The organism is Hydrogenovibrio halophilus DSM 15072 (genome assembly GCF_000384235.1).
GTDB classification, from domain to species: Bacteria; Pseudomonadota; Gammaproteobacteria; order Thiomicrospirales; family Thiomicrospiraceae; genus Hydrogenovibrio; species Hydrogenovibrio halophilus.
Genome location: NZ_KB913033.1, coordinates 1,955,986 through 1,978,444, shown reverse-complemented (window position 1 = coordinate 1,978,444; position 22,459 = coordinate 1,955,986). Strand labels below are relative to the sequence as shown.

General features: G+C 56.0%; 22 protein-coding genes and 2 tRNA genes. 5 read left to right on the top strand and 19 right to left on the bottom strand.

Features of this window, described 5'->3' with window-relative positions:
* Window positions 1-6 precede the first annotated feature (6 nt).
* The gene (locus A377_RS0109535) at window positions 7-540 is read right to left on the bottom strand and encodes a carboxymuconolactone decarboxylase family protein (RefSeq protein ID WP_019896113.1); all 534 of its coding nucleotides are present in this window, start codon (window positions 538-540) and stop codon (window positions 7-9) included.
* A gap of 125 nt (window positions 541-665) precedes the next feature.
* On the opposite strand from A377_RS0109535, the gene A377_RS0109530 reads away from it, so the two are divergent.
* Together A377_RS0109530 and A377_RS0109525 are read left to right on the top strand one after the other, a co-directional pair.
* A complete protein-coding gene (locus A377_RS0109530; RefSeq protein ID WP_019896111.1) occupies window positions 666-1,274 on the top strand; it encodes a TetR/AcrR family transcriptional regulator in 609 nt (202 codons plus the stop codon).
* A gap of 427 nt (window positions 1,275-1,701) precedes the next feature.
* Window positions 1,702-1,968: a TIGR03643 family protein gene (locus A377_RS0109525; RefSeq protein ID WP_083919145.1), complete on the top strand. Its 267-nt coding sequence runs from the start codon at window positions 1,702-1,704 to the stop codon at window positions 1,966-1,968.
* 165 nt (window positions 1,969-2,133) lie between these two features.
* On the opposite strand, the gene A377_RS0109520 is transcribed toward A377_RS0109525, so the two are convergent.
* The 7 genes from A377_RS0109520 to A377_RS0109490 form a co-directional block, all read right to left on the bottom strand.
* A tRNA-Arg gene (locus A377_RS0109520) sits at window positions 2,134-2,210 on the bottom strand.
* 86 nt (window positions 2,211-2,296) lie between these two features.
* Window positions 2,297-2,387, bottom strand: a tRNA-Ser gene (locus A377_RS0109515).
* 100 nt (window positions 2,388-2,487) lie between these two features.
* Window positions 2,488-3,774 carry a serine--tRNA ligase gene (gene serS, locus A377_RS0109510; RefSeq protein WP_019896109.1) on the bottom strand — a complete coding sequence of 429 codons (1,287 nt, stop codon included), beginning with the start codon at window positions 3,772-3,774 and terminating at the stop codon, window positions 2,488-2,490.
* A 112-nt stretch (window positions 3,775-3,886) separates the two neighbouring features.
* Window positions 3,887-4,291, bottom strand: coding sequence for a fluoride efflux transporter CrcB (gene crcB / locus A377_RS0109505; protein ID WP_019896108.1), 405 nt, complete (start codon window positions 4,289-4,291; stop codon window positions 3,887-3,889).
* Window positions 4,291-5,679, bottom strand: coding sequence for a replication-associated recombination protein A (locus A377_RS0109500; RefSeq protein WP_019896107.1), 1,389 nt, complete (start codon window positions 5,677-5,679; stop codon window positions 4,291-4,293). Before A377_RS0109500 ends, crcB begins: the two co-directional genes overlap by 1 nt.
* 2 nt (window positions 5,680-5,681) lie before the next feature.
* The gene (gene lolA, locus A377_RS0109495; protein ID WP_245546812.1) at window positions 5,682-6,341 is read right to left on the bottom strand and encodes an outer membrane lipoprotein chaperone LolA; all 660 of its coding nucleotides are present in this window, start codon (window positions 6,339-6,341) and stop codon (window positions 5,682-5,684) included.
* Window positions 6,342-6,380: 39 nt separating this feature from the next.
* Window positions 6,381-8,942 carry a DNA translocase FtsK gene (locus A377_RS0109490; RefSeq protein WP_019896105.1) on the bottom strand — a complete coding sequence of 854 codons (2,562 nt, stop codon included), beginning with the start codon at window positions 8,940-8,942 and terminating at the stop codon, window positions 6,381-6,383.
* Window positions 8,943-9,091: 149 nt separating this feature from the next.
* Between A377_RS0109490 and trxB the strand changes: the two genes are divergently transcribed.
* Together trxB and A377_RS0109480 are read left to right on the top strand one after the other, a co-directional pair.
* Complete coding sequence (gene trxB, locus A377_RS0109485; RefSeq protein WP_019896104.1) at window positions 9,092-10,051, top strand: thioredoxin-disulfide reductase; 960 nt, start codon at window positions 9,092-9,094, stop codon at window positions 10,049-10,051.
* Window positions 10,052-10,286: 235 nt separating this feature from the next.
* On the top strand, window positions 10,287-10,994 hold the full coding sequence (locus tag A377_RS0109480; protein WP_028485443.1) for an FKBP-type peptidyl-prolyl cis-trans isomerase: 708 nt from the start codon (window positions 10,287-10,289) through the stop codon (window positions 10,992-10,994).
* 306 nt (window positions 10,995-11,300) lie between these two features.
* Here the strand turns inward: A377_RS0109480 and A377_RS12550 are convergent, their stop codons facing one another.
* On the bottom strand, window positions 11,301-11,573 hold the full coding sequence (locus A377_RS12550; RefSeq protein ID WP_322785810.1) for an NGG1p interacting factor NIF3: 273 nt from the start codon (window positions 11,571-11,573) through the stop codon (window positions 11,301-11,303).
* Between the two features lie 75 nt (window positions 11,574-11,648).
* On the opposite strand from A377_RS12550, the gene A377_RS0109465 reads away from it, so the two are divergent.
* Window positions 11,649-11,930, top strand: a complete 282-nt coding sequence (locus tag A377_RS0109465; protein WP_028485442.1) for a hypothetical protein — start codon at window positions 11,649-11,651, stop codon at window positions 11,928-11,930.
* A 74-nt stretch (window positions 11,931-12,004) separates the two neighbouring features.
* On the opposite strand, the gene htpG is transcribed toward A377_RS0109465, so the two are convergent.
* From htpG to A377_RS12845, 10 genes are all read right to left on the bottom strand, one after another.
* Window positions 12,005-13,897: a molecular chaperone HtpG gene (gene htpG, locus A377_RS0109460; RefSeq protein ID WP_019896100.1), complete on the bottom strand. Its 1,893-nt coding sequence runs from the start codon at window positions 13,895-13,897 to the stop codon at window positions 12,005-12,007.
* Window positions 13,898-14,065: 168 nt separating this feature from the next.
* Window positions 14,066-14,461, bottom strand: coding sequence for a holo-ACP synthase (gene acpS / locus A377_RS0109455; protein WP_019896099.1), 396 nt, complete (start codon window positions 14,459-14,461; stop codon window positions 14,066-14,068).
* Between the two features lie 3 nt (window positions 14,462-14,464).
* Window positions 14,465-15,202, bottom strand: coding sequence for a pyridoxine 5'-phosphate synthase (gene pdxJ, locus A377_RS0109450; protein WP_019896098.1), 738 nt, complete (start codon window positions 15,200-15,202; stop codon window positions 14,465-14,467).
* Window positions 15,203-15,212: 10 nt separating this feature from the next.
* On the bottom strand, window positions 15,213-15,941 hold the full coding sequence (recO, locus tag A377_RS0109445) for a DNA repair protein RecO (RefSeq protein ID WP_019896097.1): 729 nt from the start codon (window positions 15,939-15,941) through the stop codon (window positions 15,213-15,215).
* Between the two features lie 36 nt (window positions 15,942-15,977).
* The gene (era, locus tag A377_RS0109440; RefSeq protein WP_019896095.1) at window positions 15,978-16,886 is read right to left on the bottom strand and encodes a GTPase Era; all 909 of its coding nucleotides are present in this window, start codon (window positions 16,884-16,886) and stop codon (window positions 15,978-15,980) included.
* Window positions 16,876-17,586 carry a ribonuclease III gene (gene rnc, locus A377_RS0109435; RefSeq protein WP_019896094.1) on the bottom strand — a complete coding sequence of 237 codons (711 nt, stop codon included), beginning with the start codon at window positions 17,584-17,586 and terminating at the stop codon, window positions 16,876-16,878. Before rnc ends, era begins: the two co-directional genes overlap by 11 nt.
* Window positions 17,586-18,353 (bottom strand): signal peptidase I, encoded by a 768-nt coding sequence (lepB, locus tag A377_RS0109430; protein WP_019896093.1) that lies wholly within the window; start codon window positions 18,351-18,353, stop codon window positions 17,586-17,588. The genes rnc and lepB overlap by 1 nt, the downstream gene beginning before the upstream one ends.
* A 92-nt stretch (window positions 18,354-18,445) precedes the next feature.
* Window positions 18,446-20,251, bottom strand: a complete 1,806-nt coding sequence (lepA, locus tag A377_RS0109420; RefSeq protein WP_019896091.1) for a translation elongation factor 4 — start codon at window positions 20,249-20,251, stop codon at window positions 18,446-18,448.
* 180 nt (window positions 20,252-20,431) lie between these two features.
* Window positions 20,432-21,934: a DegQ family serine endoprotease gene (locus A377_RS0109415; protein ID WP_019896090.1), complete on the bottom strand. Its 1,503-nt coding sequence runs from the start codon at window positions 21,932-21,934 to the stop codon at window positions 20,432-20,434.
* Entirely contained in the window at window positions 21,931-22,419 is a 489-nt protein-coding gene (locus tag A377_RS12845) for a SoxR reducing system RseC family protein (protein WP_157760820.1), read from the bottom strand. Before A377_RS12845 ends, A377_RS0109415 begins: the two co-directional genes overlap by 4 nt.
* Window positions 22,420-22,459 lie beyond the last annotated feature (40 nt).

Below are 22,459 nucleotides of genomic sequence, written 5' to 3'. Positions count from 1 at the left end.
AACTCCTTATTGGGGCTGAAACGCGTCATCAATCGGCGTGCCCGCCAGATGGTTGGTGTAATTGCTCATCACCTTCAGGCTGATGCCCAATACCACGGCCAGCACCTGTTCGGGTCCGTAACCGGCCTGCTCAACCGCCACCAGAACAGCCGAATCGGCCTGCCCGCGGGTGTCAATCAGGTTGACAGTCAGGCCACGCAAGGCTTCCAGCTTCGGATCGTCCAGCGGCTGCCCCTGTTTGATCCGGTCGATCTGTGCATCGGTCAAACCCGCCTGCTTGCCCAGCATGGTATAAGCGGCCAGACAATAACGACATTGCTGCACTGCGCTGGCGGTCAGCAACACCAGATTCTGTTCTTTTTCCGACAGACTGCTGGCGGCAAAAATCTGGGTCACATGCAAATAGGCATCCGCCAGTCTGGGTTCAATCGCCATATAACGCAGCAGATTGGGCACCATGCCAAACACCTGTTTGGATTGATTCAGCACCGCAACGGCTTCCTGATTTCCGGTCTCGGTTGAGACGGGCAAAAATCGCATACATCGGCTCCTGCCAGAAATGATTCTGGCGTTATTTTTAAATACTCATTCAGCATTCTGGCAAAATTTGAACAGTCATTCAATAACAATTAAAATAGAGTTTCACGATTCAGACAGGAACCACCATGGCCCGACCCAAACAATACAACCCGGACACCGCCCTGAAAAACGGCATGGAAACCTTCTGGCACAAAGGCTTTGACGCCACCTCCATGACCAATCTGGTGGACGCCACCGGGCTCAAACCCGGCAGCCTGTATGGGGCCTTTGGCAACAAACGCACCTTTTATCGCAAAACGCTGGAGGCCTATGCCGAGCAGATGGTCACCCAGCTTGACGAAGTGCTGACGCAGGAACGCCCAGCGCTGGAAACACTGGAAGCGTTTTACGCCTTCTTTTTGAATTTCTGCGTTGATACGCCGCAGGGCTGCTTTATGGTCAACGCCCTGTTTGACGCAGACATCGACGATCAGGAACAATTGACCCACATTCAGGGGTTGTTTGCACAGATGGAGCAGCGCCTGAAAACGTTTTTTGAAAAAGCGGTGGCCGAAAAGGTGCCGCTGGTCAGCCAAGACCCGGACATGCTCGCCAAAATTGTGATGACCCACATTTATGGCTTGCGCGGCTTTGCCAAATACCGGCCCGACCAACTGGCAGCCCTGCCTGAGCGATTGCTTGCCATGTTGCTGTGTATGCCGACGGAAATCCATTGTGATCCCCCCGAAAAATAACCAGGCCTGGTAGTTCTTGCCAAAAGCGTGTTATTTACTTCGTTTTGGGTGAGATAAGCTCGCCGTGAACCAGCATTGTCGTCCTGAGCGCAGTCGAAGGACCTCCTGACTACCGTGCCATCCTTTGAAAGATGCCTCCGCTTCGGTCGGCATGACAAGGGGGACGGGTAGTATGATAGCCATAACACAGCACTGTCGTCCTGAGCGCAGTCGAAGGACCTCCTGACTGCCGTGCCATCCTTTGAAAGATGCCTCCGCTTTGGTCGGCATGACAAGGGGAATGGGTCGGCATGACAAGGGGTTCTATCGTCATGACAGGCGGTGCGGTCGTGATGATTTGAGATACGATTTGCATGACAGGAGGAACAATCCTGTCCAAAACTTACCAGGCCTGGTTATTTTTTATACATTTATGTATAGTTTATGTATGAATAAAATATCTTGTGAGTTGACTGAAAGCGATACCGCCAGAATCATTGAAATGGCTTGGGAGGATCGCACGCCTTTTGAGGCGATTGAAAGCCAGTTTGGGCTGAAGGAAAAGGATGTGATTCCGTTGATGCGACGGCAATTGAAACCTGCGTCTTTTCGTCGCTGGCGCAAGCGCGTGAGTGGTCGCAAAACCAAGCACAATGCCTTGCGCAGCAAAGAGGTGCTCAGAGGCTATTGCCCGACTCAATACAAGCATCGTTAGCCTAACACGGGCACTTCATGGCTGTGCCTGTCGGAAAAGGTCCTTCGGCTTCGCTCAAGACGACAGGTCTGTCTCTTCTGCCATATCCAGCCGATTGACTTAACAGAACGGCCAGACATAAAAAAACCCCGTTTGATCCAATGACCAAACGGGGTTTCGCAATAGTGGCGCGCCCGGGAGGAGTCGAACCCCCAACCGCTCGGTTCGTAGCCGAGTACTCTATCCAATTGAGCTACGGGCGCTTGAAAAGAAAACGTATTGTAGTGATTGACGTTGGTGCTGTCAATGCCATTGTGCCGGTTTTTTGTGACGACCAACACATCAAATTTGGTGGAGGACTAGGGATTCGAACCCCAGGTAGGCTACTAACCTACAACGGTTTTCAAGACCGTCGCTTTCGACCGCTCAGCCAGTCCTCCTGATGGGTGGATATTATAGGGCGCTGACCCGAAATTGCAACCGTCAGCGCCCGGTTTTATCAAAAAATTTCGGTTTTATGGCCAGGTTGTGACCGGACCATTACAGGGTCTCGGCACCGCCCAGATAAGGCTGCAGCACTTCGGGCACCTGAATGCGACCGTCGGCCAACTGATAGTTTTCCAGCACCGCCACCAGGGTGCGCCCGACCGCGAGACCGGAGCCGTTGAGAGTGTGCACCAGCTGCGGTTTGTCCTGTCCGCTGCGGTGACGGACCTGCATCCGGCGGGCCTGAAAATCCTCAAAATTGGAACAGGACGAGATTTCCCGATAGGCCTGTTGCCCGGGCAACCAGACTTCCAGATCATAGGTTTTGGCTGCGGAAAAGCCGATGTCGCCGGTGCACAGATTCAGCACCCGGTACGGCAGTTTCAGGGCCTGCAACACGCTTTCGGCCTGTGCGGTCAGGGCTTCCAGTGCTTCGTAGGATTCTTCCGGCTTGACGAACTGCACCAGTTCGACTTTTTCAAACTGGTGCTGGCGAATCAGGCCGCGGGTGTCTTTGCCGTAGGTGCCGGCCTCGGAACGGAAACACGGCGTGTGTGCGGTGAATTTCAGCGGCAACTGGTCGGTCTCGATGATCTCGTCGCGATACAGGTTGGTCACCGGCACTTCGCCGGTCGGAATCAGATACAGATCGCGGTCAGTGGTGTCGTGTTCGTCGTGCTTGGCAAGCTGGTACAGATCGGCTTCAAACTTGGGCAGTTGCCCGGTGCCGAACAGACTGTCCTGATTGACGATAAACGGCACATAGACTTCTTCGTAGTCGGCCTTTTCGTGGCAATCGAGCATGAATTGCAACAACGCCCGGTGCAACTTGGCCATGGCCCCGCGCATCACCGCAAAACGCGCCGCCGTCAGTTTGACCGCGGCCTCGTTGTCGTACCAGCCTCGGTCTTCGGCCAGAGCCACATGGTCTTTGACCTCAAAATCGAATTGCGGCAACTGGCCCCAACGACGCAGTTCCACATTGTCGTCTTCGCTGTCGCCCACCGGCACACTGGCGTGCGGCAGATTGGGCACCGCCGCATAGATGGCGTCGAGCTCCTGAATCACCACATCGTTGGCGGCTTTGGCATCGTCCAGTTGCTCGCCCAACTGAGCGACTTCGTCCAGCAGCGGTTGAATGTCTTCGCCCGCAGCCTTGGCTTTGCCGATGTTTTTGGAGCGGGCATTGCGCTCGGCCTGCAAATCCTGAGTTTGAATCTGCAGCGCCTTGCGCTTGGCTTCCAGGGTTTCGATGGCCTGCACATCCAGTTCAAAGCCCCGGCTGGCCAGTTGTTCGGCCAGGGCGTGCAAATCGGTTCGGAATCGTTTTGGGTCCAGCATTGGTTATTTCCCCGTTCAGTGTTTTCATTTGATATGACGAGCTCTCTGATCACAGACAAAAGGCTCATGACAAAATTCGGTGTTTTTGGTTCTTACTTGATTCTTCTGTGTTTCAGCCCGCTGAGGAGCCAAACAACCAGCGCCCCAGCGCCAGACCGGCACCGATGGCGAGCAATGTCACGACCACATTCAGGGCAATATTGGCCCCGGCCTTCCACCAGTGCGCGGTTTGCAGCAACTGATAGGTTTCCAGCGAAAACGTGGAAAAGGTGGTAAACGCGCCCAGAAAGCCCACCACCCAAAAGGTTTTGACCTCGACCGAGGTCGGCCATTTGGACATGAACGCCATCACCAGCATGCCCAGGGCAAACGCCCCCAGCACATTGACCGCCAGCGTGCCCCAGGGAAAACCGCGCCCCAACCAGGCATACACCCAGTGGGAAAGCGCAAAGCGGCTCATTGCCCCCAGGGCCCCGCCGAAGGCCACCATCATCAACTGTGTCCAGTGCAATCCCATCATGCGTCCTTTTTGCGACGTTGCCGGTTGGAGGCCTGATCCATCTGTGCCAGTCGCTGCATTTTATCCATGATTTTGATTTCCAGCCCTCTGGGCACCGGCTGATAATAGCGGCGCTCGGGCATGGTCTCCGGAAAATAGGTTTCGCCGGCCGCATACGCCTCCGGCTCATCGTGGGCGTAGCGATAGCCTTCGCCGTAATCCAGCTGCTTCATCAGCTTGGTCGGGGCATTGCGCAGATGCAACGGCACTTCCTCCGAACCATGCGTTTTCACGTCTTTCAGCGCGGTTTTGTAGGCGCTGTAGACCGCATTGGATTTGGGAGCCACCGCCAGATAGACCGCGGCCTGTGCCAGTGCCAGATCGCCTTCGGGCGACCCCAGGCGTTCGTAGGCTTCGGCGGCGTCCACCGCCACCCCAAGCGCCTTGAGGTCGGCATTGCCGATTTCTTCGCTGGCCATGCGGATCAGACGCCGCGCCAGATAGCGCGCGTCCACGCCACCGTCCAGCATTCGGGTCAGCCAGTACAGCGCCGCGTCGGGGGCCGAGCCGCGCACGCTTTTGTGCAGGGCCGAAATCTGGTCGTAAAACGCTTCGCCGCCCTTGTCAAAACGCCGCACCCCGCCCTGAAGCACCTCGGTGCAATGGTTCAGGGTCAAAACCACCAGGCCTGGTAAGTTTTGGGTTGGGTTTTGGATTGATGGCGGCAGGGTTTCGTCCGTCTCCAGCGTCGCAAAAGGCTCGGCAAAATCCACCGATTGTTCCAGCACGTTGAGCAGACGTCGTGCGTCGCCATCGGCGTAATCAATCAGGGCTTTTTGCGCTTCTTCGGTCACCGCCAGCGGATGCCCCAGATCGTCGCTGAGCAATGTCAGCGCCCGGTTCAGCACCTGCGCCAGATCGTCCCGTTCCAGCGAGCGCAGCACATACACCCGCGCCCGGGAAAGCAAGGCGTTATTGAGTTCAAACGACGGATTTTCGGTGGTGGCACCGATGAACACAAAGGTGCCGTCTTCCACATACGGCAAAAACGCGTCCTGCTGCGCCTTGTTGAACCGATGCACTTCGTCCACAAACAGCAGCGTGCCCTGCCCGAACTGGTCGCGCTGTTTCTGCGCCTGCACCACCGCCTGACGCACTTCCTTGACCCCGTCCAGCACCGCCGACAGGTTCAGAAACTGCAAATCGGACTGGTGCGCAATCAAACGCGCCAGGGTGGTTTTGCCGGTGCCCGGCGGCCCCCAGAAAATCATCGAATGCAGGCGACCACTGTCAAACATGCGCGATAACGCCCGACCCGGCCCCAGCAGATGCCCCTGACCCACGTAATCGGCCAGGGTGCTGGGGCGCAGACGGTCGGACAAGGGCTGGTAGGCTTGAAACTCCATGCTTACTCCAGCCCGATCACGTCCACCCCTTTCGGGGGTTGAAAACGGAACTGGTCCATCGCAACCGGTGCATTCTGTTGGATGTTTTCAAAACGCACCTTGGTGATGTTGTCCGAAGATTGATACATCCACAACTGAACCAGCCGCCCGTTTTCATCCAGCGCCACTTCCAGACTCTGAAAAAACGTGCCTTCGCGAGGCTGCAGATTGAACCAGTGCACCCCGTCTTTGACCGACCCGGCGATGATGGTAAAACGTTCGGTCAGCGGTGCGTCATACAGCAGCCAACTCAGTGGAAAATCGCGTTCCAGTTCGTTCAGATTCTGCACCGTAACCTGATCCAAGTCCTGATCCCATATCCACACGTTCTGCCCGTCCACCACAATGGTCTGGGACGTGGGCGACTGGTACACCCATTTCAGCAGACCGGGACGCTCCAGCACAAAATGCCCTTCCGAGCGATTCTGGGAAAACGTCGATTCGTCCGGCTGCGTCTGCACAAAATCAGCCTGATAGGTTTCCAGCGAATCCAGAAACGCATCCAGGTGAGCAATGTCGGCGCGCTCCGCCCAAACGGACGTGGACGCAAACAGCCACATACCCAGCGTCAGAACCCATTGGCCTGTCCGCCCGGCTGTGTTTTTCCTGATCCATGTCGGCATTCGCATTCCTTTTCGTATGAGCCCGCTCAACCGGGACTTTTATTCGTGTGATTTCGGCACCAGTACGTCGCGGTTGCCATTGCCTTTCATCGGCGAGACGATGCCGGCTTTTTCCATGGCCTCGACAATGCGGGCCGACCGATTATAGCCAATTTTGAAATGGCGCTGCACCGAAGACACCGAGACCTTCTGGTTGTCGACCACAAACGCCACCACCTGATCGTAGAGCGCATCCTGTTCGGCGTCTTTTTCCAGAGTGTCGTTGCCATCGGCCTGCGGTCCCTGCGTGACCGACTCCAGATACTGGGGCGCGCCCTGGGATTTGACAAAATCGGCCACCGCATGCACTTCCTCATCCGACACAAACGCGCCATGCACCCGCTTGGGCGAACCGGTGCCGGGTGGCATGTACAGACTGTCGCCCATGCCCAGCAGCTCTTCGGCCCCACCCTGATCCAGAATGGTGCGCGAATCGATTTTGGTGTTGACCATAAACGACATTCGGGTCGGAATATTGGCCTTGATCAGGCCGGTGATCACATTCACGGAAGGTCGCTGGGTCGCCAGTATCAGGTGGATGCCCGCTGCCCGCGCCTTCTGGGCAATGCGCGAGATCAGCTGTTCCACCTCTTTGCCCACCACCATGATCATGTCGGCGAATTCGTCCACCACCACCACGATGTAGGGCAAAGGTTCCAGCGTCGGCGGCGGCTCCGAAGTCTCCATGCCGAAATTGGCGCTCTGTTTGTACAGCGGGTCCACAATGGGTTCGCCCTTGTCGATCGCGCCCTGCACCTTGGCATTGAACCCGGCGATGTTGCGCACCCCGAGCTTGGCCATCAACTGATAACGCCGATCCATTTCAAACACGCTCCAGCGCAGGGCGTTGGCCGCTTCAGACATGTCGGTCACCACCGGGGTCAGCAGGTGCGGAATGTCTTCGTACACCGACAGTTCCAGCATTTTGGGATCGACCATGATCATGCGCACTTCGTCCGGCGTGCTTTTGTAGAGCATGCTCAGAATCATGCTGTTGACCCCGACCGATTTGCCCGAGCCGGTGGTCCCGGCCACCAGCAGGTGCGGCATTTTGGAAATGTCGGCCACCACCGGCTTGCCGGCGATGTCTTTGCCCAGCGCCACGGTCAGCGGCGATTTGGCATTCTGAAAGGTCTCCGACGCGATCATCTCGCGAAAGCTGACCACCTCGCGCTCGTCGTTGGGGATTTCAATCCCCACCACCGATTTGCCGGGAATCACGTCCACTACCCGCACCGATTTGACCGACAGCACCCGCGCCAGATCCTTGGACAGATTGTTGATCTGGTTCACTTTGACGCCGGGCGCAGGCAGGACTTCAAACCGCGTCACCACCGGGCCGGGTTGCACCGCTTCCACCTGCACCGTCACCCCGAACTCTTTCAGACGCTCTTCCAGCTGGGCCGACAACGACTTGAGTTCGGCTTCGCTGAAGCCTTCGTCGTAATCCGGCACCGGGCTGAGCAGGTCCACGCCCGGCAACTCGCCGCTGGACTGGTCAGGCACGGTTTCACTGGCCGAAGCCCGTTTTTTGACCGTGACCCCGGAAGCGCTGGATTCAGGTGTTTGATCGCCATTCTTGTCGGCCCCCTTGCCTGCGCCTTTGCCAGTGGATTTCGCTTTGGGCGTCAGATCAGGGCCGTCTTTGTGCTGCTCATCCACATCGCGCTGAGCCGCTTCGTCGGCCTGTAATTTGGGCGTTTTGGCTTTGACTTTTTTGGCCAGCGCGGCAATGACTCGGGGTTTGGTGCGTTTGCCTTTTTCGTCGGTTTCCGACGGCAGAATGATCGCCGGGCCGGAACGGGAAGACCCGTCTGTCTCCCGTTCGGAAGCCGCACTGGCGGTGGCCTGCATCGGTTCACCATGCTGAGCCCACTGTTCACGGCCCCAGGCCATTCCGGACTGGCCAAATTGCCAGGCCTGGTCAAAAAGCCATCTGGCCAGTTGCCCGGTGTGATCCATAATGGTCATCCACGAATAACTGGTAAACAGGCTGAAGGCGATCACAAACACGGTCAGAAGCACCAGCGTGGTCCCCAGCAGATCGACCTGGGCAATCAACCAGCTGGACAGCTCATAGCCCAGCACCCCGCCGCCAGAAAACGGCAGCGCCACCCACCCCAGATCGGGCTCCAGATAGAGCGTTGACAGCCCGGAACCGGCAATCACCATCAGCACCAGCCCGAACAGACTGGCGAAAAAGCGGTTGAGATTGACTTCACGGCCCACGCGGATTTTCAGGGTCACCACCGCCGAAATCAGCAGTCCCACCGGAATCAGAAACGCAAAAACGCCCAGAAAATAGAGCATGAACGACGACAGCCAGGCCCCGGTGTAGCCGCCGACGTTATCGATCCCGGTGATGGATTCGACCGTATCAAACGCCGGGTCACCGGGGTGATAGGTAAAGAGCACGGCAAACATAAACAGCGCCAGCGCCGAACACACCAGAAAAATGGTGTCCTTGACCAGCCAGTGGACACTCATCGGCTCATTGACTGCCAGATCGGCGTCTTCTGAGTGCGCTTTGTCTTTTTTGAAACCCGCTGGTTTGAACGCCATGCCTGACCTGAACCTTATTGACCAATCACGTTAGCTGCACATTATTTTCAATGCAGGGAAGGATGAAAAACGTTAGAATTTTAGCATAATTTGGCCCAGGACTCAGGCCTGGCGCGTTTCAAACCCGAACTTTTCACAAAGAGGTCATTATGAGCACAAAACATTGCAAGCTACTGATTCTGGGATCCGGTCCGGCCGGTTACACCGCGGCCGTTTATGCCGCCCGTGCCAATCTGGATCCCGTGATCGTCACCGGCATGCAACAAGGCGGTCAGCTGACCACCACCACCGAAGTCGACAACTGGCCCGGCGATCCCAAGGACCTGACCGGCCCCGATCTGATGGTGCGTATGCAGCAGCATGCCGAACGTTTTGGCACCGAAATTCTGTTTGACCACATTCATACGGCAGACCTGAAAGAGCGCCCTTTCCGATTGAAAGGCGATTCGGGCGAATACACCTGCGACGCGCTGATTGTGGCCACCGGGGCTTCCGCCAAATACCTGGGGCTGGAGTCGGAAGAAGCGTTCAAAGGCAAAGGCGTTTCCGCCTGCGCCACCTGTGACGGCTTTTTCTACAAAAACCAGAAAGTCGCCGTCATCGGCGGTGGCAATACCGCGGTGGAAGAAGCGCTGTACCTGTCCAATATCGCCGCAGAAGTGACCATTGTCCACCGCCGCGATCATTTTTCCAGCGAAAAGATTCTGGCGGATCAACTGCATGAAAAAGCGGAAAACGGCAACATCAAAATCGAATTCCACAGCGAACTCGACGAAGTGCTGGGCGACAAAATGGGCGTGACCGGCCTGCGCCTGAAAAACCGTGAAAGCGGTGACACCAAAGAAATCGACGTGTCCGGCGTGTTCATCGCCATTGGCCATCAGCCCAATACCGACATTTTCAATGACCAGCTGGACATGAACAACGGCTACATCAAAGTGCAGAGCGGTCTTCAGGGCAATGCCACCCAGACCTCCATCGAAGGTGTGTTTGCCGCAGGCGATGTGATGGACCAGGTTTACAAGCAGGCGATCACCTCTGCCGGTGCCGGTTGCATGGCCGCGCTGGATGCGGAAAAATATCTGGACAAGCTGGAAGCCAAAAAATAACCCGATTTAACCCGGAAATTTCATAAATTTGCGCCAATATCGCGAAGGCAATTGTTTTCACAAGGAAATTTCTGAAGGAGTGTCGTATCAACGATTACGACCGACTGAAGAAATATTTCTTGTGGAATCAAGGGGCAAGCGAGATGGTGCATCATTTATGAATTTTCCGGGTTTATTCAACCTTCAACCCAAAAACCACCAGGCCTGGTGGTTTTTCATATGGAAACCAACTTTTATGAAACGATTGACCCAACTTTCGGCTGGCATCCTGCTGGCCATGAGCACCACTCTGGCGCAGGCCGAAGCCAAGCTCGAATCCACCAAACAGAAAGCCAGCTATACGCTCGGCTCCGACATCGCCAAAAACTTTGAACAGCAAGGCATCGACATCGACATTCCGGCGCTGGTTCAGGGCATGGAAGACGTGTTTGCCGGACAGGACCCGCGCCTGAGTGAAAGCGAAATGCAAAGCGCCATTGATGAAATCAAGCAACAGGTGCTGGATCGCCAGAAAGAAGCCCGCAAACAACAGGGGCAGACCAATGCGCAGGAAGGCAGTGCGTTTCTGGCCGAAAACAAAAACAAGGACGGCGTCAAAGTCACCAACAGCGGTTTGCAGTACCGCGTGATTGAGTCCGGCGATGGCCGCTCGCCCACCGAGGACGATTACATTACCGCGCATTACGAAGGCCGCCTGATTGACGGCACCGTCTTTGACAGTTCGTTTGAACGCGGCACGCCGATTGAGTTTCAGCTGAGCGACGTGATCAAAGGCTGGGGCGAAGCCCTGAAAATGATGAAGACCGGCGCGCAATGGGAAATTTTTGTGCCCCCTGCTTTGGGCTACGGCTCCAAAGGCGCCGGTGAAGTCATCGGCCCCAATGAAACCCTGATTTTCACCATTCAGTTGATCAAGGTGGACGATCAGGCGCCAAAGCGTTAAACCGTCACCCTGATCAGATTTCAGGCAAAAAAAACCCCGCCAACGACGCAATGCGTTGCGGGGTCTGCTTCCAAGCCACCAGATCGGTCAAAAGTCCGACCCGATAAGCGAAGCGATAATCGAGGAGGATGTTGAAAAATTGCTTCAACGATTTGATTCTATCAAACAATATCACGATTTCCTAATATAAAAACCACCTATACTAATAGATAAATTTTATAATCCCTTATAAACGACTCAGCCTTTCCGTAAAAACGCCTATTGTTTTAAAAATCAAGCACTTCCATCACGTCATACGCTGGGGTTTCAAACGGATGCGCTTCCTTCAGCGCGATGATCACGGCTTTGATTTTTGTCTTTTGCCACCACCATTTCCACACGCGTCTCCTCAGTGGTTTCAACCTGATCGGCCTGGCCCAGAAACGGCTGACTGCCAGCCAGGGGACGGAACTGTCCGCTGCCGTCCACCTGCCAGCTGCAGCGGTCATAATTGCCGATTTGCCCGCCGCCTGCATCAAAAACCGCTGTTTTGACCGTTTCTGCGTAAACCTTTGGCACATAAAAGCATAATTTATACATATTCCGCCTCCATTTTTTTAGAATACTCGAACAAGCTCCACAACGTTTTCTCCCTGCATGAAACAAAGAGGTGTTATGCGAAATCTACTGATAATGTATTCAATCATTCTGGCGCTGGGCATCGGTTCAATGCTTTCCGGAGTCCATTATCTGGCCAACGTCGCCGGGTTCATTGGTGCCATCGGTTTGATGCTGGTGTTTTTCAAGGACCGGCCCGATGAAAGCGCCATGACCGAAGAAGAACGGACTCAAAGCAAAAAGATGCGCCGCTATTGGTACATTGTATTCATCACCGGCATTGTGTTCAGCTTGATTTTCGGCAGCCTCTGGAACAGCCACATGGGGCGGATGGTCTGAGATTTTTGCTTTTAGACGGGCACAAAAAAACCGGCCGCAGCCGGTTTTTTTATGCCTGAAGGCCAGATGGCTGATCAGATCACTTCGCTCAACAGCGTGTTCATCCGCTTGATAAACGCCCCCGGGCTTTCCAGCGTATCGCCTTCGGCCAGTTGCGCCTGCTCCAGCATGAACAAAGACCACTCTTTGAGCTTGGCTTCGTCTTCCAATGCTTCCAGTTTTTTCACCAGCGCGTGATCGGGGTTCAGCTCCAACACCGGCTTCTGTTTGGGCACAGGCTGCCCCATCTGTTCCATCATCCGGATCATCTGCGGCGTCATGTCGCCTTCGGCTGGCACCACACAAGCGGGTGAATCGGTCAGGCGGTGGGTGATTTTGACGTCGGCCACCTGATCTTCAATCGCCTTTTTCACCTTTTCGGTCAGTTCTTCACGGGCTTTTTTGTCTTCTTCGGTCAAGTCCTTGTCCGCATCGTCGTCCAACTCTTTCAGATCGGCGGCGGCCACGGACTTCAAAGGCTTGCCTTCAAATTCGGTCAGGTGCGACACCACCCACTCGTCAATGCGGTCGGTCAGCAACAACACCTCAATGCCCTTTTTACGGAACATTTCCAGATGCGGGCTGCCCAGTGCGGCGGCGTGGGTTTCCGCGGTCAGGTAGTAAATCGCTTCCTGATCGTCGCTCATGCGATCGATGTAATCGGCCAAGGACACCCGCTGTTCGGTGACCGAGGTGTCGTGAGTGGAGGCAAAACGCAGCAGACTGGCGATTTTGTCTTTGTTGGCAAAATCTTCGATGATGCCTTCTTTCATCACATTGCCGAACTGATCCCAAAAGGTGTGGTAATCGCTCGGGTCGTCGGCTTTGGCCAGTTTGCCCAACTGGTCCAGCACTCGCTTGACCGAGGCCGCACGGATTTTGTCGACCACCTTGTTGCTCTGCAGAATTTCACGCGACACATTCAGCGGCAGATCGTTGGAGTCAATCACCCCACGCACAAAGCGCAGATAGGTCGGCATCAGGTGCTCGGCGTCGTCCATGATGAACACACGCTTCACATACAGCTTCAGACCATAACGGCGGTCGCGGTCATACAGGTCAAACGGCGCGCGTTTGGGAAGGTAAAGCAGTGAGGTGTATTCCAGCGTGCCTTCGACCTTGTTGTGCATGTGCGCCAGAGGCGCTTCAAAGTCGTGGGAAATGGTCTGGTAGAAGTTATTGTAATCCTCGTCCGACAACTCCGACTTGGGCTGGGTCCAGATCGCCGTGGCTTTGTTGACCTGCTCCAGGGTTTTCTCTTCGGTTTCTTTGCCTTCGTCGTCTGTTTGCGCTTCCCACATTTTGATCGGGAAGTTGATGTGATCGGAATAGGTGGTGATCACGTGCTTCAGACGCTGCGGCTCCAGGAATTCGTCCATGTCCTCTTTCAGGTGCAGAACGATCTCAGTGCCTTTTTCCGCTTTTTCCACGGTTTCCAGCGTGTATTCGCCTTCGCCGGTGGACTCCCAGCGGGTCGCCGTATTCTGATCTTCACCGGCTTTGCGGGTGGTCAGGGTGACCTTGTCGGCCACAATAAACGACGAGTAAAAGCCCACCCCGAACTGACCGATCAGATGGCTGTCTTTGGCCTGATCGCCGGTCAGATTTTCCAGGAATTTTTTGGTGCCGGAATTGGCGATGGTGCCGATGTTTTCCACCACTTCGTCACGGGTCATGCCAATGCCGTTGTCGACAATGGACACGGTCCGTGCGTCCTTGTCTGCGCCGACGATGATCTGCAGGTCGGACTCGCCTTCGGACAGTTTGTCATTGGACACGGCTTCGAAACGCAGCTTGTCCAGGGCGTCGGACGCATTGGAAATCAGCTCGCGCAGAAAGATTTCCTTGTTGCTGTAAAGGGCATGGATCATCAACTTGAGCAGTTGATTGACTTCGGTCTGAAACGCATGGGTTTCGGTCTGACTCATACTCTGTCTCCTGGTAAAGGTTCGCTGACCGGGTCAACGACCGGTCAGATCAAATAAAAAGCAAATGAAAAAACAAAAAACGATGACTGAGATATGAGGGCAGGTTGGGATTATTCAAGGGTGGGACCCAAAATTTACCAGGCCTGGTAAAAAACGGGTCGAAAAGGCTCAGAGCATGGCCATGCCGCCGCCTTCGGCCACCACAAAGGCGACCGCATAATGGCGTTCGTCACTGAGGCTCAGGGCCCAGCGTTCGATCCCCAGCAATTCGGCCTGCGCCAGGGTCGCACCGGATAACTGCACCAGCGGCTGACCGGTCTGGGTATGGCCAATTTCGATGCCCTGGAAGGAAACGCCCTGAGTAAAGCCGGTGCCCATCGCTTTGACCACCGCTTCCTTGGCGGCCCAGCGTTTGGCCAGAAAGCGCTCGGGAAAATCGCAGCGGGCGCATTCACTTTGTTCGGATTCCGTCAGAACCCGCTGAACAAACGCCTGCCCACGGCGGGACAACAACTGTTCAATCCGTGCGATCTCGACCAGATCGGTGCCAATGCCGGTAATCATGGCTCAGGCGATCTTTCTGGCTTCGACCATCATCCGCTTCATGTCGGACACGGCGGTGGGCAATCCACAGAACACGGCCTGGGCAATGATGGCATGACCGATATTGAGTTCTTCGATGTCTTTGATCGCGGCAATGGCCGCCACATTATGATAATGCAGGCCATGTCCGGCATTGACCGTCAGCCCCAGCGACACGGCCAGATCGGTCGCGGCCTGCAAACGCACCAGTTCCTGCTCAATCGCTTTCGGGTCGTTCAATTCCGCGTACACCCCAGTGTGCAGTTCGATCACCGGTACGCCGATTTCCGCCGCGGCCCGGATCTGCGCTTCCTCGGCGTCGATGAACAGGCTCACACGCGTGCCCTGTTCGGCCAGTTTCTGACACAAAGGCGTCAGCGACTTCACCTGACCGGCCACGTCCAAACCGCCTTCGGTGGTCAGTTCCTGACGCCGTTCCGGCACCAGACAGACGTCTTCGGGCTTGGTTTTCAGGGCGATTTTTAGCATTTCGTCGGTGGCCGCCATTTCCAGATTGACTTTGGTCTGACGCATCTCAACCAAGTGGTGCAGATCGGCGTCCTGAATGTGACGGCGGTCTTCCCGCAAATGCAGGGTAATGCTGTCTGCGCCGGCCATCTCGGCATCCAGAGCGGCCTTGACCGGGTCCGGGTAGCGGGTGCCCCGTGCCTGGCGCAAGGTGGCAACGTGATCAATGTTAACGCCCAGAAAAATCGGTTTCATCGGTTTCCTCTCAATCTTGGTATGAGTTTGGTGTAAACAAGGCTCTGGCCTGAATTGGCTGGCCGCCCAATGCCTGATCAATCGCCTGTCGAAAGACAAAACGCCACACGCTCAGACACTGCGGATCATACTGACCCTGTGAAAACGCTTGCAGGCACCGACCGGGCAAAGCCCGTTCGGCGCTGGTCTGATCCACGGGCGCAAACCCGACCCCGGCCCGGAAAGCATAATGCCCGCTGGCGCTGATCGGCTCCGCATCCACGGTTTCGGTAAAGTTGATGCGCACGCCCAAAGTATCGAGCAGTACCCATTCAAACTGACGCAATTGCCAGGCCTGGTCGGCGCGGTTTTCGGCATCGGCCAGCTGATACAGGGTTTGTTCGTAAGCCTGAAAAAACGGATCGACCGCCACGCCCGGATACAAAAGCCGATAAATCAGCTCATTGACATAGAGCCCGCAGAACCCGGCTTCGCCAAACAGGGGAAAGCGGATGCCTGCGGCTTCCATCCCGGCCAGATTCACCAGATCCCGTCGGCCTTCGCGCCAACTCAGATGCAATGGCTGAAACGGCTGACACAGAGCACGCCGACCGGCCCCGTTTTTTCGACCCGAACGCAATCCGCGAACCACCGCGGTGACCTTGCCCTGTTGCGGGGTCAGAAAGGTGACCAGCGCACTGGTTTCGCGATAGGCACGCTGGTGCAGAACATAGCCGGGCTGGCTGATTTCCAGTGCCATCAGCGGCGCATCGCCGTGTGTGACGGTATTGCGGCGTCAAATGTTCGGATCATAGCCCAAGCTGGCCAGCGCCCGGTCGTCGTCGGACCAGTTTTCCTTCACTTTGACCCAAAGTTCCAGATGCACCCGCGCGTCCATCAGCTGGATCAAGTCCCGACGGGCCTGAATGCCCACCTGTTTGAGCAACTGACCTTTTTTGCCGATCACAATCATTTTCTGCCCGGGGCGTTCCACCAGAATCAGCCCGTGCACTTCCCAGCGATTGGCGGCCTCGTCCCAGTCAAAGCGTTCGATTTCCACCGTAACCCCATAAGGCACCTCGGCCCCCAGCAAACGCATCAGTTTTTCACGAATGATTTCCGATGCCAGAAAGCGGGTGGAACGGTCGGTGAGCGTCTCTTCCGGGAAAATCATCGGTTGCTCGGGCAACCGGGACACCAGCGCTTCCTGCAGGGTTTTGATGCCCGACTGGTTGTAGGCCGACAGCGGAATGATCTCGTCGTAGGCCACTTTCTTGCCGACCTTTTCCAGGTAAGGCAACAGCGAATATTTGTCTTTGAACAGATCGATTTTGTTGATGGCAATGATCAACGGAATCGACTGCTGGGCGCATTTCTGAGCCACCGCTTCGTCTTCACGCGACCAGCGGCCGGCTTCCACCACCATCACAATCACATCCACGCCCGAAAGCGCGCCACTGGCGGTACGGTTCATAATGCGGTTGAGGGATTTCTCCGCCCCCAGATGCATCCCGGGGGTGTCCACATACACAATCTGCGCCTGGTCGTTGGTGACCACGCCATGAATGCGATGGCGCGTGGTCTGCGGCTTGGGCGAAGTGATGCTGAGTTTTTGTCCGATCAGGCAGTTCATCAGTGTGGACTTGCCCACATTGGGGCGACCCACGACGGCCACAAACCCGGCGCGATAGGCGCTATCCGTCATCGTCATTCCCTTTTTCCAATACTTGCAATGCTTCTTCGGCCGCCAATTGCTCGGCCTTGCGGCGGCTGGTGGCCACGGCTTCAAATTTACGATCCATTGTCCCGACAAAACAACTGATGGTAAATTCCTGCGCGTGGGCCGGGCCATTGACACTGATCACCGAATACTCGGGCAGGTCGGCCTGTCGTGCCTGCAGAATTTCCTGCAAACGGGTTTTGGGGTCTTTGCCCACCTTGTCCGGGTCCAGATCGGCCATCCGCCCCTGATAAATGCGGGTGACGAAGTCCCGACAGGCGTCCAGCCCGCCGTCTTCGTACACCGCCGCGATGATCGCTTCGACCGCATCGGCAATGATCGACGACCGGCGGTAACCGCCACTTTTCAACTCACCGGGCCCCAGCATCAGATAATCGGAAAGGTCGTATTCGCGGCCGATTTTGGCCAGGGTTTCGCCCTTGACCAGATGGGCCCGGACCCGGCTCAGATCGCCTTCTGAAATGCCACCAAACTGATGGAACAAGGCATCGGCAATCATGAAATTGACCAGGCTGTCGCCCAGAAATTCCAGCCGTTCATTGTTTTTGGCGCCCATGCTCCGATGCGTCAGGGCCCGCACCAGAAACGACGGGTCTTTAAACGTGTAGCCCAACTTGGCCGAAAGCTGGCCCAAGCGTTTTTCCTGTTCGGTTTCTGCGCCCATCAGTCAATGCCCTTGCCGATGCGGTTGAAATCAATGCCATCGTCCCAGTTCATCCAGATGCCGAAAGCCTCCCCTTTGAGATTCTTTTCCGGTACAAAGCCCCAGAAACGGCTGTCGTTACTGTGATCGCGGTTATCGCCCATCACAAAATAATGCCCGTCCGGGACGGTCACCGACACCAGATCCTGACTGGATTTGGCATGATCAAGCAGAATCCGGTGCTGGCGGTCTCCCAGGGTTTCCAGTATCAGCGCCGTGCCGTCCATCACATCCCCGGCTCCGTTACCATCGTAGTCCCCCAGCGAATGCTGCATCGCCGAGCGTCCGTTCACAAACAAGGTGCGCTCAATATAGGAAATCTCATCCCCCGGCAAACCCACAATGCGCTTGATGTAATCCACATCCGGGTCCTTGGGGTATTTGAACACGGCCACGTCCCCGCGTTCGGGTTCGCCGGTGTCGATCAGTTTGGTCTGGGTCACCGGCAGCTTGATTCCGTAGGCGAACTTATTGACCACAATAAAATCCCCGATTTGCAGGGTCGGGTACATGGAGCCGGACGGAATCCGAAAGGGCTCGATCACAAAGGAGCGCAACACCAGCACAATCAGAAACACCGGAAACAGTGAGCGGGCGTACTCGACCACCACCGGCTGTTTATCGCCGGTGACCGATCGAGCCCGCTTGGGTGCCCACACCGCCTTATCCACATAGACAATCACGCCGGTGATGGCGGTGACAATCACCAGAATCAGTTCAAAACTCATGCTATTGGCTCACTTTGCTGTGTCTGCGCCTTTCAAAATCCAAGGCTTTGGCCGGGCAATTCATGACAAAATTGACCAGGCCTGGTAAAAATTCAGTCGTCTTCCGACGTATCGAGCACGGCCAGAAACGCTTCCTGTGGCAGTTCCACACTGCCGATGGACTTCATGCGCTTTTTGCCTTCCTTCTGCTTCTGCAGCAGTTTCTTTTTACGCGAAACATCGCCGCCATAGCATTTGGCGGTCACATTTTTACGTAAGGCTTTCACATTGGTCCGGCCGATAATTTTAGCACCAATTGCGGCCTGAATGGCGACATCGAACATCTGACGCGGAATAATTTTGCGCAGTTTTTCGATCAGCATCTTGCCGCGCGGCACCGATTTGGAACGGTGAACAATCACCGCCAGCGCATCCACCGGCTCACTGTTGACCAGAAATTCCAGCTTGACCAGATCGTCGGCCTGGAAACGACGGAACTCGTATTCCATCGACGCATAACCGCGTGAAGTGGATTTCAGCCGGTCAAAAAAGTCGAGCACCACTTCGTTCAAAGGCATTTCGTAAGTCAGCGACACCTGTTTGCCCACATACTGCATGTCTTTCTGAACCCCGCGTTTTTCAATGCAGAGCTTCATCACCGCGCCCACAAATTCTTCCGGCACCAGAATATTGGCCACAATGATCGGCTCGCGAATTTCTTCCACCGTCGCCAAGTCCGGCAGACTGGAAGGGTTGTCGATGTTCAGGGTTTCGCCTTTTTTGGTCACCACCTCATACACCACCGTCGGCGCGGTGGTGATCAGGTCCAGACCGTATTCGCGCTCCAGCCGCTCCTGAATGATCTCCATGTGCAACATGCCCAGGAAACCGCAACGGAACCCGAACCCAAGCGCGTCCGAGCTTTCCGGCTCAAAATAGAGGGCCGCATCGTTCAAACGCAGCTTGCGCAAAGCCTCGCGCAAATCTTCGAAATCTTCGGAGCTGATCGGAAACAACCCGGCAAAAACGCGGGGCTGCGCCGGTTTGAACCCGGGCAGACGATCCACCACGCGCCCGGCCTCCATCAGCGTATCCCCGACCGGCGCGCCATCAATGTCCTTAATCCCGGCGATCACAAAGCCGACTTCCCCGGCGCGCAAAAACTTGGTCGGGGTGCGCTTGGGATTGAACACCCCGACCTGATCCACCAGGTATTCTTCGCCGGTGGAGGAGACGCGCATTTTGGTTTTTTTGCCGATGGTGCCGTCAATCAGTCGTACCAGCGACACCACGCCCAGGTAGTTATCAAACCAGGAATCGATGATCAGGGCTTTCAAGGGCGCATCCACATCGCCTTCCGGCGGCGGGATTTTCTTGACGATTTCTTCCAGCGTCTCCTTGACCCCGATCCCGGACTTGGCGCTGGCCTGAACCGCGTCATGGGCTTCAATGCCGATGATTTCTTCGATTTCGTCCACCACCCGTTCCGGTTCGGCGGCGGGCAGATCGATTTTATTGAGCACCGGCAACACTTCCAGTCCCTGCTCAATCGCGGTGTAACAGTTGGCCACGGTCTGGGCCTCGACCCCCTGAGACGCGTCCACCACCAGCAAAGCGCCTTCGCAGGCGGCCAGTGAGCGCGACACTTCATAGGAAAAATCCACATGCCCCGGCGTGTCGATGAAATTGAGCTGATAGACATTGCCATCGTCCGCCGGGTAGTTCAGCGTGACACTCTGCGCCTTGATGGTAATGCCCCGCTCTTTTTCCAGGTCCATCGAATCCAGAACCTGCTCGGACATTTCACGTTCGGTCAGGCCCTCACACAAACGGATAAACTGATCCGAAAGCGTGGATTTGCCATGGTCAATGTGCGCAATAATGGAAAAATTTCGTATGTGTTTGAGCTGTGTGGCCATGCCTGCCTCAAGTAAAAACGGTTCAAAATAAAACAGAAGAATAAAAAAAAGGGTGACAAGTCACCCTTTTGGCCCCTTTTCAAGGGGAACGCTGAGCGAAAACACTCAGCGGGTCAATGAATTGACGCTATTTTACGTGATCTGAACGGAAAACGCATCTTTGTTGCCGCGTCGTCCTTCCTATTCCAGCACGACCGGCAAAAACATCGAGCGTTTGCCACGCACAATGCGTATGGGGATGGAACGCCCTTTGGGCATGTTTTCCATCAGCTGATTGAATTGCGCCACCGTTTTGACCGGCTGAAAATTGATGGTCACCAGAATGTCGCCGGGTTTCATGCCGGCATTGTAGGCCGGGCCACCGTGTTTGACATCGCTGATGCCCACGCCGAACGGCAGATCACGCTGGGCCAGGGCCTCTTCCGGCACAGCTTCCACCGCCACGCCCAGCGCATCATTGCGATCCGGGCCTTCGCTTTCGGGCGCCTGACGACGCTCGGCCACGGCCATGTCACCCAATGCCTTGAGTTCCACCGTCAATTTCTGACGCTCACCATTGCGCAGAATGGTCATCTGCAACGGTTCGCCCACCGGAGACGACCCGACGACCGGAGGCAGGTCACCGGACTTGTCAATGGTTTTCCCGGCAAAGGACAGAATCACATCGCCCGGTTCCACGCCAGCCGCTTCGGCGGCCGAATCCGGCGAGATCGAGTTGACCAGTGCGCCCATCGGCCGTTCCATGCCAAAGCTTTCCGCCAGATCGCCCGAGACTTCCTGAATGCCCACACCGAGGAAACCGCGAACCACCTTGCCGTTTTCCTTGAGCTGCTTGACCACATTCATCGCAATGTCGATCGGAATCGAAAACGACAGTCCCATGGAGCCGCCGCTATTACTGAATATCTGGGCGTTCACGCCCACGACTTCCCCAGCGGTGTTCAACAAAGGCCCACCGGAATTGCCGGGGTTGATCGGCACATCGGTCTGAATAAAGGGCACATAGGTGTCATTGGGCAAAGTGCGTCCCAACGCACTGACAATGCCATGTGTCACCGAATAATCCAGCCCAAACGGTTCGCCGATGGCCAGCACCCACTGACCGACCTGCAAATTTTTGGCCGTGCCGATGTCGGCTACCGGCAACCCTTCGGCGTCAATTTTGAGCAGTGCGATGTCCGAGCGTTTATCGGACCCAACCACTTCTGCAGCCATTTCCCGGCGATCACTGAGTTTGACCACAATGTCGTCCGCGCCATCGATCACGTGGTGATTGGTGACAATAAAGCCGTCTTCCGAAATGATAAAGCCGGACCCCAGAGAGGATTCCTTGCGGCTGGGACGTTCATCGCCTTCGCCCTGTCCCTGACCGGGCATACCGAAAAAATGCCGCAGCATTTCATCCGGCAGCCCCCGGAACTGAGGCGGCACCCGCTGCTCAACCTCGCGGGTGGTACTGATGTTGACCACCGTCGGGCTGTGATCACGCGCCAGCTTTGAAAAATCCGGCAACATCATGCCGGGTGCCCCTTGCGCAGCAGTGCCTTCCGTTGGTGGCTTGGCCTGCGCCTGTGCCAGGTTGAGGGTCATCAGCACCAGGAGCAAAACCAACCCATTGGCCGCGACCTTGATAAAGTGTGCGGCCTTTGGAGACGGCCCCATTGCGGCGTTGCTTTTTATCATTCCTGTTTCTCCTTTAATAATGCGTCATGCAGTGCCGGCTTGTGGGGCACCCAGACTTTTCTGGGCAACCACCAGCCCAACAGCAGACCGCCAAACGCGAAAATCGCGGTCATGGCTTCTGAAAAACCGCTCGAAGACGGCCAGAGCACGGTCGCCAGGGCACCGCCCGAAAACAGACCGATTAAGGGTAACCCATACCCCATCAGCGAATGTTTGATTAATTCTGACTTTTTCATGGACAGGCGCACCGAATCATGGAGCTGCACGCCCAGGGTATTGTCGACCCAGATTTCGTTCTGTGCCTGCGGCACCAGCCAGTTGGCCAACACGCCGGTACCACAGGTTTTCTGGCTTTGACAGCCCCCGCAGCCACTCTGTGAATGGGTGCGCACCAGCGCCTGATCGCCGTCCAGCTCAATCACCTCGCCTTCGGCCAGTATCTGTTCTGACGCCGTGGTCAGGTCTTGCGGGTGGGTCGGATTCACAAATCTCTCCTTGGCTGCCAGAGTGGCTGCCATCAACGTT

Bases quoted from the DNA above. Each gene is read 5' to 3' on its own strand.
- A377_RS0109535 (WP_019896113.1), bottom strand. From the start codon at position 540: ATGCGATTTTTGCCCGTCTCAACCGAGACCGGAAATCAGGAAGCCGTT.
- A377_RS0109530 (WP_019896111.1), top strand. From the start codon at position 666: ATGGCCCGACCCAAACAATACAACCCGGACACCGCCCTGAAAAACGGC.
- A377_RS0109525 (WP_083919145.1), top strand. From the start codon at position 1,702: ATGAATAAAATATCTTGTGAGTTGACTGAAAGCGATACCGCCAGAATC.
- serS (WP_019896109.1), bottom strand. From the start codon at position 3,774: ATGCTGGACCCAAAACGATTCCGAACCGATTTGCACGCCCTGGCCGAA.
- crcB (WP_019896108.1), bottom strand. From the start codon at position 4,291: ATGGGATTGCACTGGACACAGTTGATGATGGTGGCCTTCGGCGGGGCC.
- A377_RS0109500 (WP_019896107.1), bottom strand. From the start codon at position 5,679: ATGGAGTTTCAAGCCTACCAGCCCTTGTCCGACCGTCTGCGCCCCAGC.
- lolA (WP_245546812.1), bottom strand. From the start codon at position 6,341: ATGCCGACATGGATCAGGAAAAACACAGCCGGGCGGACAGGCCAATGG.
- A377_RS0109490 (WP_019896105.1), bottom strand. From the start codon at position 8,942: ATGGCGTTCAAACCAGCGGGTTTCAAAAAAGACAAAGCGCACTCAGAA.
- trxB (WP_019896104.1), top strand. From the start codon at position 9,092: ATGAGCACAAAACATTGCAAGCTACTGATTCTGGGATCCGGTCCGGCC.
- A377_RS0109480 (WP_028485443.1), top strand. From the start codon at position 10,287: ATGAAACGATTGACCCAACTTTCGGCTGGCATCCTGCTGGCCATGAGC.
- A377_RS12550 (WP_322785810.1), bottom strand. From the start codon at position 11,573: ATGTATAAATTATGCTTTTATGTGCCAAAGGTTTACGCAGAAACGGTC.
- A377_RS0109465 (WP_028485442.1), top strand. From the start codon at position 11,649: ATGCGAAATCTACTGATAATGTATTCAATCATTCTGGCGCTGGGCATC.
- htpG (WP_019896100.1), bottom strand. From the start codon at position 13,897: ATGAGTCAGACCGAAACCCATGCGTTTCAGACCGAAGTCAATCAACTG.
- acpS (WP_019896099.1), bottom strand. From the start codon at position 14,461: ATGATTACCGGCATTGGCACCGATCTGGTCGAGATCGCACGGATTGAA.
- pdxJ (WP_019896098.1), bottom strand. From the start codon at position 15,202: ATGAAACCGATTTTTCTGGGCGTTAACATTGATCACGTTGCCACCTTG.
- recO (WP_019896097.1), bottom strand. From the start codon at position 15,941: ATGGCACTGGAAATCAGCCAGCCCGGCTATGTTCTGCACCAGCGTGCC.
- era (WP_019896095.1), bottom strand. From the start codon at position 16,886: ATGACGGATAGCGCCTATCGCGCCGGGTTTGTGGCCGTCGTGGGTCGC.
- rnc (WP_019896094.1), bottom strand. From the start codon at position 17,586: ATGGGCGCAGAAACCGAACAGGAAAAACGCTTGGGCCAGCTTTCGGCC.
- lepB (WP_019896093.1), bottom strand. From the start codon at position 18,353: ATGAGTTTTGAACTGATTCTGGTGATTGTCACCGCCATCACCGGCGTG.
- lepA (WP_019896091.1), bottom strand. From the start codon at position 20,251: ATGGCCACACAGCTCAAACACATACGAAATTTTTCCATTATTGCGCAC.
- A377_RS0109415 (WP_019896090.1), bottom strand. From the start codon at position 21,934: ATGATAAAAAGCAACGCCGCAATGGGGCCGTCTCCAAAGGCCGCACAC.